At 73.3% G+C, this 9559-nt stretch carries 10 protein-coding genes; 6 read left to right on the plus strand and 4 right to left on the minus strand.

Annotated features, from left to right (window positions below; all coding sequences use genetic code 11):
• Positions 1-71: 71 nt before the first annotated feature.
• Positions 72-842: a maleylpyruvate isomerase family mycothiol-dependent enzyme gene (locus tag LE548_RS07625; protein WP_225095886.1), complete on the minus strand. Its 771-nt coding sequence runs from the start codon at positions 840-842 to the stop codon at positions 72-74.
• 270 nt (positions 843-1112) lie between these two features.
• On the opposite strand from LE548_RS07625, the gene LE548_RS07630 reads away from it, so the two are divergent.
• Both LE548_RS07630 and LE548_RS07635 read left to right on the plus strand, forming a co-directional pair.
• A complete protein-coding gene (locus LE548_RS07630; protein WP_225095887.1) occupies positions 1113-1307 on the plus strand; it encodes a hypothetical protein in 195 nt (64 codons plus the stop codon).
• A 142-nt stretch (positions 1308-1449) separates the two neighbouring features.
• Positions 1450-2493 (plus strand): NUDIX hydrolase, encoded by a 1044-nt coding sequence (locus LE548_RS07635; protein ID WP_225095888.1) that lies wholly within the window; start codon positions 1450-1452, stop codon positions 2491-2493.
• Positions 2494-2649: 156 nt separating this feature from the next.
• Here LE548_RS07635 and LE548_RS07640 read toward each other — a convergent pair whose 3' ends face one another.
• Together LE548_RS07640 and LE548_RS07645 are read right to left on the minus strand one after the other, a co-directional pair.
• Positions 2650-3354 (minus strand): MBL fold metallo-hydrolase, encoded by a 705-nt coding sequence (locus tag LE548_RS07640; protein ID WP_225095889.1) that lies wholly within the window; start codon positions 3352-3354, stop codon positions 2650-2652.
• 72 nt (positions 3355-3426) lie between these two features.
• Positions 3427-4782 (minus strand): dipeptidase, encoded by a 1356-nt coding sequence (locus LE548_RS07645; RefSeq protein ID WP_225095890.1) that lies wholly within the window; start codon positions 4780-4782, stop codon positions 3427-3429.
• Positions 4783-4913: 131 nt separating this feature from the next.
• Here LE548_RS07645 and LE548_RS07650 point away from each other — a divergent pair, with 131 nt between their 5' ends.
• Positions 4914-6158 carry a geranylgeranyl reductase family protein gene (locus LE548_RS07650; protein WP_225095891.1) on the plus strand — a complete coding sequence of 415 codons (1245 nt, stop codon included), beginning with the start codon at positions 4914-4916 and terminating at the stop codon, positions 6156-6158.
• A 5-nt stretch (positions 6159-6163) separates the two neighbouring features.
• Here LE548_RS07650 and LE548_RS07655 read toward each other — a convergent pair whose 3' ends face one another.
• Positions 6164-6613 (minus strand): nitroreductase family deazaflavin-dependent oxidoreductase, encoded by a 450-nt coding sequence (locus tag LE548_RS07655; protein WP_225095892.1) that lies wholly within the window; start codon positions 6611-6613, stop codon positions 6164-6166.
• Between the two features lie 145 nt (positions 6614-6758).
• On the opposite strand from LE548_RS07655, the gene LE548_RS07660 reads away from it, so the two are divergent.
• The 3 genes from LE548_RS07660 (at position 6759) to LE548_RS07670 (ending at position 9491) form a co-directional block, all read left to right on the plus strand.
• Positions 6759-7445 (plus strand): TetR/AcrR family transcriptional regulator, encoded by a 687-nt coding sequence (locus tag LE548_RS07660; protein WP_225095893.1) that lies wholly within the window; start codon positions 6759-6761, stop codon positions 7443-7445.
• 103 nt (positions 7446-7548) lie between these two features.
• A complete protein-coding gene (locus LE548_RS07665; RefSeq protein ID WP_225095894.1) occupies positions 7549-8829 on the plus strand; it encodes a sensor histidine kinase in 1281 nt (426 codons plus the stop codon).
• The gene (locus tag LE548_RS07670; protein ID WP_225095895.1) at positions 8826-9491 is read left to right on the plus strand and encodes a response regulator transcription factor; all 666 of its coding nucleotides are present in this window, start codon (positions 8826-8828) and stop codon (positions 9489-9491) included. Before LE548_RS07665 ends, LE548_RS07670 begins: the two co-directional genes overlap by 4 nt.
• The last annotated feature ends 68 nt before the right edge of the window (positions 9492-9559 follow it).

Genomic DNA, 9559 nt, shown 5'->3' on the forward strand with positions numbered 1-9559 from the left:
AGAAACCTTGACAGCTGGGCAGATTCACCCCGTGCGCGCGCCGCGTGTTCGGATGTGTTGGCTTCCCGGGCTCACGTCTCGTCGTCGACGCGGCCCCATCCCGGCAGCGGTGGCTGGGGCCAGGCGGGCGGATCCGGCAGGAGGCGGGCCGGGTGACCGGTCGTCAGTACGCCGGCCGGAAGCCGTCCGGTGAGCCAGCCGAGCACCTGGTGTCCGGCCCCGGCGACCGACGGGCCGTCCGCCGCCACGGCCCAGCGCCGACCGAGGTCCGGGGCCTCCACCGAGGCGAGCGGAAAGCCCTGGGTCCGCAGCGTGCCGAGGGTGTCGTCGAGCGCCCAGGAGACGTACGCGTCCGGCCACTGCTCGGTGCCGTGGCCGACACCCAGGTCGAAGTGATGCGTCTCCAGCTCCCGCAGACAGCGCAGCAGGAGGTACCAGGCCGGGTGCCGCCAGCCGGCCAGCGCCGCGACGGGCCGGTCCCAGGCGGGAGCGGGCATCGCGCGCGCCTGCGCCGTGAACCGGTCGAGGCTCTCCCGCAGCAGGGCCGTGAGCGGGTCGGCGGACAGCGCCGCGTCCCGCTTCAGCGCCGCGGCCAGGGTCGCCGGGTCCGCGCGCGGACCCGGCTCACGGCCCGTGCGCGCGAGCCGCAGCAGCCACACATAGGCGTCGGCGGAGTGGGCGACATGGGCGAGCACATGGCCGCGCGTCCAGCCGGGCAGCCCCGAGGGGGCGCGTAGCCCGGCGTCGGACAGGGCGGCGGCGGAGCGCACGAGCCGGTCGCCGGAGCGAACGACGTCCGCGACGCGATCGTCCAGGGCGCCGAGGACCGTGAGCCCGCTCACCGGCGCCCCCGCACGAGCCTGCGCCGGGAGTGGGGCACGAACGGCTCCTCGGGGCCCGTCGGGCGCCGGAGGCCGGTACGGGAGCGGGGTCCGGTCATGGCGGCCGCCTTCCTGGTCGGCGAGGGCACTGCGGCCCCGGACGATACCGGTCGCATGATCGTCCGGGCCACGGGATATCTGCTCACCCGTGGGCCGGACGGCGATCGAGCGGAAGGACGGATCTGCGGTGGTCCGCGTGACCCGAGGGCCGCATCCGTAGTTGATCAGCGCATGAAGAAGCGCAGCATTCTCGCCCTCGCCACCCTGGCCACCGGATTCGTCGTGGCCGCCGTCACCCCGTCCCACGCGGCGGACGAAGGCCCCCTCGGAGACCTCGGCGTCCAGGACACCGTGCACTCGGCCGGTGACCTCGTCAGCCAGGACAGCTTGTCCCCGGTCGGCGATCACGTCCTCGGGCAGGAGTAGCCCGGCGGCTCAGCGCGCGAGTGCCGGTGTCCCCGTCGTGGGGGGCACCGGCACTCGCGTACGGGCACCCTCACCGGGGCGGGGTTTCCGTGGCAGGGTGGAGCGGGCAAGCCACAGGGGGCCAACAGAAGAGGGGGAGTCCGTGACCGTCGTCTGGATCAACGGCGCGTTCGGTGCGGGGAAGACCACGACCGCACGGGAACTGATCGAACTGATCCCGAACAGCACGCTCTTCGACCCCGAGGTCATCGGTGGGTCGCTCACGCACCTGCTGCCGCCCAAGCGCCTCGCCGAGGTAGGTGACTTCCAGGACCTGCCGATCTGGCGCCGGCTGGTCGTCGACGCGGCGACCGCGATGCTCGCCGAGCTGGGCGGAACCCTCGTGGTGCCCATGACCCTGCTCCGCCAGGAGTACCGCGACGAGATCTTCGGCGGCCTCGCCGCCCGCAGGATCGCCGTCCACCATCTGCTGCTCGCTCCGGCTGAAACGATCCTGCGAGAGCGGATGGCCGAGCGGGAGATCCCACCGGAGCCGGCCGAGGGCGAGATACGCCAGGGCCAGTGGGTGTACGACCACATCGAGCCCTACCATGCCGCCCTCGCCTCCTGGCTCACCGCCGACGCCCATCTCGTGGACACCAGCGCCCTGACCCCGTACGAGACCGCCGTCCGCATCGCCGACGCCGTCGCGAGCGGTGCCGTACCGCCCTGTGACATCGTGCAGACCCCGGAGCCGACAGCCGAGACACTGGCCGCCGGGGTGTTGCTCTTCGACGAGCACGACCGGGTGCTGCTCGTGGACCCCACGTACAAGCCCGGCTGGGAGTTCCCCGGCGGTGTGGTGGAGCGCGGCGAGGCACCGGCCCGCGCCGGGATGCGTGAGGTCGCCGAGGAGACCGGGATAGAGCTGCGGGAGGTGCCCCGGCTGCTGGTCGTGGACTGGGAGCGGCCCGCGCCGCCCGGCTTCGGCGGGCTGCGGCTGCTGTTCGACGGCGGCCGGCTGGAGCCCGGCGAGGCCTCCCGGGTGCTACTGCCGGGCCCGGAACTGCGCGCCTGGCGCTTCGCGAGCGAGCAGGAGGCCGCCGGCATGCTCCCGCCGGTGCGCTACGAACGCCTGTGCTGGGCCCTGCGGGCCCGGGAACGGGGGACGGTGCTGTATCTGGAGGGCGGGGTACCGACCGGCTGACCGCCCGCCGGGGCGCCTGGCTCACCGCCGGTTCATGGGGCGGGTCCTCGGTGCGCGGGTCGGCCGGGCCCCTGGCTCACCGTCGTCCACGTGCGTCCGTCCGGGACGTACCTTCGCGTCGTCCCGGACGGGCGGCGGACTCGGCCGGCCTCGTGGTCAGCAGGCGGCTGCCAGCCCGCGCAGTGCCGCCGCCGCGTGCTGCCGTACCGGGGCGCCATGGCCGAAGCAGGCCATCTCCGGTTCCAGCTCCGCCAATCGCCGTACGGAGTCCAGGAGTCGGGGGCGGTCGAGGTTGAACACCCCCGGGATCGGAGTTCCGTCGGCGGGTGCGGCCGCGATCGTGTCGCCGGTGAAGAGCACGCCCTCGGCGGGGAGGAACAGCGCGATGCTGCCGTTCGTGTGCCCCGGGACGTGGAGCACCCGCGCCCCGCCCCCGAAGTCGAGGATCTGGCCGTCCGACACGCCGGTGACCGCGGCCGGCGGCACCGGTGTCCCCTGGGGCAGCCGCTCGGCCGCCGCCGCGTGCAGCGGCAGCTCCCAGTCCTCGAACCGGGGCGGCGGGCCCGGGAGTTCACCGCGCACGAACGGGGCGTCCAGGTGGTGCGCCAGCACGTCGGCACCGCTCAGCGCCGCGAACTCGCCTGCCCCGCCCGCGTGATCCTCGTGGAAATGGGTCAGCACGATCCGTCGTACGTCCACGGGTGCCCGGCCCAGTGACCCGACCGCGTCGGCGATCGCCCGGCCGGCCCCGAGCGCGCCCGCGTCGATCAGAGTCAACTCGTCGTCGTCGCGCCAGAGATAGGCCTGACCGACGGGGAAGCGCAGCAGGTGCAGCCGGGGCAGCAGTGCGATGACGTCCATGGGCCGACGGTAGGCAGCGCCCCCGCCGGGAGGCGAGGGCGCTCTGCCGGCGGCAGAAGAGAGGGGAAGGTGTCAGCTCGCCGCGTAGTTGCGCAGGAACAGTGCCTCGGCGACCGACAGCCGCTCCAGTTCCTCGGGCGAGACGCTCTCGTTGACCGCGTGGATCTGCGCCTCCGGTTCGCTCAGCCCGATCAGCAGGATCTCCGCCCGCGGGTACAGCCCGGCGAGGGTGTTGCACAGCGGGATCGAGCCGCCCTGCCCCGCGTACTGCATCGTCTCGCCGGGGTAGGCCACGGCCATCGCGTCGGCCATCGCCTGATAGGCGGGGCTGGAGGTGTCCGCGCGGAACGCCTGGCCCTGCCCGACCTGCTCGGTGGTGACCCGGGCGCCCCACGGGGTGTGCGCCTCGACGTGCGCCTGGAGCAGCTTGGTCGCCTCGGCGGCGTCCACGCCCGGCGGCACCCGCAGGCTGATCAGGGCCCGGGCGGCGGACTGCACCGACGGGGTCGCGCCGACCACCGGCGGGCAGTCGATGCCGAGGACGGTGACCGCCGGGCGGGCCCACAGCCGGTCGGCGACGGAACCGCCGCCGGTCAGCTGCACGCCGTCGAGCACCCGGGCGTCGGCGCGGAACTGCTCCTCGCTGTACTCCAGGCCGTCCCACGTCGCCGCCGCGTCGAGACCGTCGACCGTGGTCGAGCCGTCGGCGGCGCGCAGCGAGTCCAGGACCCGGATCAGCGCGGCGAGGGCGTCCGGGGCGGCACCGCCGAACTGGCCGGAGTGCAGATTGCCCTCCAGGGTGTCGATCTGCACCCGGATCATGGTCATGCCGCGCAGGATGGTGGTCACGGTCGGCAGGCCGACGCGGAAGTTGCCCGCGTCGCCGATCACGACGGTGTCGGCCTCCAGCAGGTCGGGGTGCTGCTCGGCGTACCGCTCCAGGCCGCCGGTGCCCTGCTCCTCCGAGCCCTCGACGATCATCTTCACGTTCACCGGCACGCCGCCGTTCGCCTTCAGGGCGCGCAGCGCGAGCAGGTGCATGATGAAGCCGCCCTTGCAGTCGGCGCTTCCACGGCCGTACCAGCGGCCGTCGCGCTCGGTCAGCTCGAACGGCGGAGTGGTCCAGCCGGCCTCGTCCAGCGGCGGCTGCACGTCGTAGTGCGCGTAGAGGAGAACCGTTTTGGCACCCTCCGGGCCCGGCAGGTAGCCGTAGACGGACTGCGTGCCGTCGGGGGTGTCCAGCAGGGCCACATCGACGAAACCCTCGGCGGTGAGGGCGTCGGTGATCCAGCGCGCGGCGGCCTCGCTCTCGCTCTTCGGGAACTGCGCGAAGTCCGCCACCGACGCGAAGGCGACCAGCTCGGTCAGCTCCTCCTTCGCCCGGGGCATCAGCGAGGCGACGGTCTCGGCGACCGGATTCGACGACATGGGCACGCTCCTCGTGGGTGCGACGTTCAACGGGGTGAGTCCCCCGATACTCCCACAGTGGCCTGCGACGACGTCCGCCGTAGGATGCGAGGGACACTTCGGCAGCGGCTGGATCGGAGCGGTAGACCATCGTGAGCGGCGAGAACTCTTCGGCGGACGGCGTTCAGCGGGTGTGGGACGTCGTCGTGGTGGGCGCGGGACCCGCGGGGGCCTCGGCCGCCTACGCGGCCGCGGTCGCGGGACGGCGCGTGCTCGTGCTGGAGAAGGCCGAGTTGCCGCGCTACAAAACCTGCGGCGGCGGCATCATCGGCCCCTCGCGCGACGCGCTGCCCCCGGGCTTCGAGGTGCCCTTCCAGGACCGGGTGCACGCGGTCACCTTCTCCCACAACGGCCGCTTCACCCGCACCCGCCGGGCCAAGCAGATGCTGTTCGGGCTGGTCAACCGAGCCGAGTTCGACCACCAGCTGGTCGAGCACGCCCAGAAGGCGGGCGCCGAGCTGCGTACGGGCGTCACGGTGCAGCGCGTGGAGCAGCACGGCGCGGCGGTCCCCGACCGGCGCACGGTCGCCGTCGTCCTGCAGGGCGGCGAGACGGTGCTGGCCCGCGCGGTCGTCGGCGCCGACGGCAGCGCGAGCCGCATAGGGGCTCATGTCGGGGTGAAACTGGACCAGGTGGACCTCGGTCTGGAGGCGGAGATCCCGGTCCCGGAGCCGGTCGCCGAGGACTGGCGGGGCCGGGTCCTGATCGACTGGGGCCCGATGCCGGGCAGTTACGGCTGGGTGTTCCCCAAGGGCGACACCCTGACGGTCGGCGTGATCTCCACGCGCGGCGAAGGCGCCGCCACAAAGCGGTACTTGGAGGACTTCATCGCCCGGCTCGGCCTGTCCGGCTTCGAGCCCGCCGTCTCCTCCGGGCATCTGACCCGCTGCCGCGCCGACGACTCGCCGCTGTCCCGGGGCCGGGTGCTGGTCTGCGGTGACGCGGCCGGTCTGCTGGAGCCGTGGACCCGCGAGGGCATCTCCTTCGCGCTGCGCTCGGGCCGGCTCGCGGGGGAGTGGGCGGTGCGCATCGCCGAGGCGCACGACGCGGTGGACACCCGCCGCCAGGCCCTGAACTACGCGTTCGCGGTCAAGGCCGGGCTGGGCGTCGAGATGAGCGTCGGCAAGCGGCTGCTGACCGTGTTCGAGAAGCGTCCTGGCCTCTTCCACGCGGCCCTCACCGGCTTCCGCCCCGCCTGGCGGGCGTTCCGGGAGATCACCCAGGGCAAGAGCTCGCTCGGCGAGATGGTCCGCTCCCACCCGCTCGCCCAGCGCGCCCTGACCGCGCTGGACCGGGGGCAGACCGAGGCTCCGGCGGAGGAAGCCGTCGGTTCGTGACGGTGTCAGTTCGTGACCGTGATGTGGAAGACGGGGTGGTCGGGGGCGATACGGCGCAGGTCCTCGTCAGGGGAGTCGGGGCCGACGCCGTTGAAGAAGACACCGACCTCCGCCTTCCAGCGCTTGAGGTAGGCGCGCAGCAGCGGGACCTTGTCGTCGTCGGCGACCTCGGTGGCGGTGAAGACGTCCACGTTCTTGCCGAGCCGCAGCTCGCCGCCGCCGACCGCCCGCATGTTGCGGGTCCACTGGACATGGCCGCGCGGGGCGAGCAGGTACTGCTGCCCGTCCACCGTCAGCAGGTTCACCGGAGTGGTGCGCCACTCCCCGCTCTTGCGGCCGCGCACCGCGAGGACCCGGGAACCCCAGACGCTGAGGCCGCGCCGGGTGAGCCAGGCCACGGCCCGGTTGAAGACGTTGACGGTGAACCAACCGGGCTTCTTGACGTGTGCCGACATGGTGACCCCCACGGTCTGGGAGAGCGGTGCTCTCGGTTGACTTCAGTGTGAGGCAGACCGGCACCAGAAAGCAAGAGCGGTGCTCTCTTTTGTGTGCGCCGATCTGTTTTGTGTGCACTGCTCTCTCTCGTGGCAGACTGCTGATATGAGCACCCCACAGGGCGCCCGTGCACGGGCCAGGATCGAAATCACCGCCGCGATCAAGGAAGCGGCCCGCAGACAACTGGCGGAGGAGGGCGCGGCGAAGCTCTCGCTGCGGGCCGTCGCCCGCGAACTGGGCATGGTCTCGTCGGCCCTGTACCGCTACTTCCCCAGCCGCGACGAACTGCTGACCGCTCTGATCATCGATGCCTACGACTCTCTCGGCGAGGCCGCGGAGCAGGCGCGCGACGCGGCCGACGGCGCCACCCCCGTGGCCCGCTGGACGGCCGTGTGCGAGGCGGTGCGCGGCTGGGCGCTCACGCATCCGCACGAGTACGCGCTGATCTACGGCTCGCCTGTGCCCGGCTACTCCGCCCCTCAGACCACCGTCCGCGCCGCCTCTCGCGTCGGCCTGGTCCTCATCGGCATCATCCGTGACGCCCACGAAGGCCCCGGCCTCGCCGACCTGCCCCTGCCCGCCGCCCTGCGCCCCGAGGCCGAGCGCATGGCCGCCGACCTCGCCCCCGACCTGCCTCCCGAGGTCGCCGCGGCGATGGTGGCGGCCTGGGCGCAGCTCTTCGGGCTGGTGGGCTTCGAGCTGTTCGGCCAGTTCACCAACGTTGTGGAGGACCGTGAGGCCTTCTTCCGGCATGCGGTGACGCAGCTGGCGCACGGGGTGGGGATCCGGTAGCCCGCGACGCCGGCGGAACCGGCGTCGTACTTCCCCGGGAGTACGAGTGATCACCTCGCCCGGCTGACGCCCCGCCGCGCCGCCGGCGTCTAGCGTGACGGGCATGGAAGAGCACCACGACCCCTCGCCGGGGTGGCGGCACGGGCCGCCGTGGTGGCGGCATGGACCTCCGTGGCCGTCGTACGGGCCTCCATGGTCGCGGTACGGGCTCCCGTGGCGAGGCGGTCCGGACGACGACGAGCCGTACCGCGGGCGCCGCCTGCCCTGGCGTTCCACCGTGGTGCTCACCGCGTTCGTGCTGATCGGCAGCAACTTCGCCGCGCACGGCCAGCCGCACCGGGTGCCCCTCGACCCGTACGCGCGCGTGCTGCTGCTCGCCGCCTCGCTCCTGCTGCTGTGGCGGCGCCGCCATCCGGTGGCCGTGGTGTTCGGGACGGCGGCGGTGACCTTCGGGTATCTCGCCGCGGGATATCCGTACGGACCGGTCTATCTGACGGTCGCGGTGGGGTGCTTCAGCGCCGTCGTCGCCGGGCACCGCAGGGCCGCCTGGACGGCCGTGGGCCTGCTGTGGGCCGGGCATGCGCTCGTCTCGCTCTGGCTGTACCGCGTGCTGCCGCCCTCGGGGGACAAGGGCGCGGGTCTCGCCCAGGAGATCGTCATCGGCACCTGGGTGCTGGCCGTCGTCGCCGTGTCCGAACTCGCCCGGGTGCGGCGCGAGCAGTGGGCGCGCGAGCGTGCGGACCGGGCCCAGGCGGCCAAGCGCCGTGCGGACGAGGAACGACTGCGGATCGCCCGCGAGCTGCACGACGTCCTCGCGCACAGCATCTCCGTCATCAACGTCCAGGCGGGCATGGGGCTCGCGCTGCTCGACAGCGACCCCGAGCAGGCGCGGGCCGCGCTCACCACCATCAAGGCCGCCAGCAAGGAGGCCCTCGGCGAGGTGCGCCAGGTGCTCGACACCCTGCGCGCCTCCGGCGCCGCCCCGCGCACCCCCGCGCCGGGCCTGGACCGGCTGCCGGAGCTGGTGGATCAGGCCGCGGCGGCCGGACTGACCGTGGAGGTCGAGGGGCAGCCGCCGGCCCTGCCGCCGGGGGCCGACCTGGCCGCCTTCCGGATCGTGCAGGAGGCCTTGACCAACGTCGTACGACACTCCGGATCGCGGCACGCGCGCGTGGCGTTCACGCACGACGGCGACGCGCTGCGGCTGCGCATCGACGACGACGGACCCGCGACCGGCGCGGATGCCGGGGGCAGCGGGAACGGGCTGGCCGGCATGAGGGAGCGGGCGGCCGCGCTGGGTGGCACCATCGAGGCGGGCCCGCGCCCCGACGGCGGCTTCCGGGTGCTCGCCGTACTGCCGTCGCAGCTCAGGGAGGACCAGTGATCCGGGTACTGCTCGCCGACGACCAGTCCCTCGTGCGGGCCGGTTTCCGAGCGCTGCTGGACGCGCAGCCGGACATCGAGGTGGCCGGCGAGGCGGCCGACGGCGAGGAGGCACTGCGCCTGGTGCGTGAACTGGCCCCGGATGTCGTCCTGATGGACATCCGGATGCCCGTGCTCGACGGCCTCGCCGCGACCCGGCGCATCACCGGCGACGTGGCCATGCGGGACGTGAAGGTGGTCATGCTCACCACCTTCGAACTGGACGAGTACGTCTTCGAGGCGATCCGTTCCGGTGCCTCCGGCTTCCTGGTGAAGGACACCGAACCGGACGAACTCGTGCGCGCCGTAAGGGCGGTGGTCGAGGGCGACGCACTGCTGTCGCCCGGTGTCACCCGCCGCCTCATCTCCGAGTTCGCGGCCCGCTCCAAGGAGCCCGCCGCAGCCGGCGCCCTCGCCCGGCTCACCGAGCGGGAGCGGGAGGTGATGGCCCTGGTCGGCATCGGCCTGTCCAACGACGAGATCGCCCGCCGCCTGGTGGTCAGCCCCCTGACGGCCAAGACCCATGTGAGCCGGGCGATGGTCAAACTGGGCGCCCGCGACCGCGCCCAACTCGTGGTACTGGCCTACGAGTCGGGACTGGTACGACCGGGCTGGCTGGGCTGAGCGCTCCGCCGCAAGCGCACCGGTACGCTCACCACCCGGCCCCCCCAGTCGCACAGACGTGGGGGCGG

The sequence above is a fragment of the Streptomyces sp. CoH27 genome (assembly GCF_020181035.1).
Classification (GTDB): Bacteria; Actinomycetota; Actinomycetes; order Streptomycetales; family Streptomycetaceae; genus Streptomyces; species Streptomyces camelliae.

Coding starts and splice junctions, on each gene's coding strand:
- LE548_RS07660 (WP_225095893.1), top strand. CDS start 6,759: ATGAGCACCCCACAGGGCGCCCGTGCACGGGCCAGGATCGAAATCACC.
- LE548_RS07630 (WP_225095887.1), top strand. CDS start 1,113: ATGAAGAAGCGCAGCATTCTCGCCCTCGCCACCCTGGCCACCGGATTC.
- LE548_RS07665 (WP_225095894.1), top strand. CDS start 7,549: ATGGAAGAGCACCACGACCCCTCGCCGGGGTGGCGGCACGGGCCGCCG.
- LE548_RS07640 (WP_225095889.1), bottom strand. CDS start 3,354: ATGGACGTCATCGCACTGCTGCCCCGGCTGCACCTGCTGCGCTTCCCC.
- LE548_RS07645 (WP_225095890.1), bottom strand. CDS start 4,782: ATGTCGTCGAATCCGGTCGCCGAGACCGTCGCCTCGCTGATGCCCCGG.
- LE548_RS07655 (WP_225095892.1), bottom strand. CDS start 6,613: ATGTCGGCACACGTCAAGAAGCCCGGTTGGTTCACCGTCAACGTCTTC.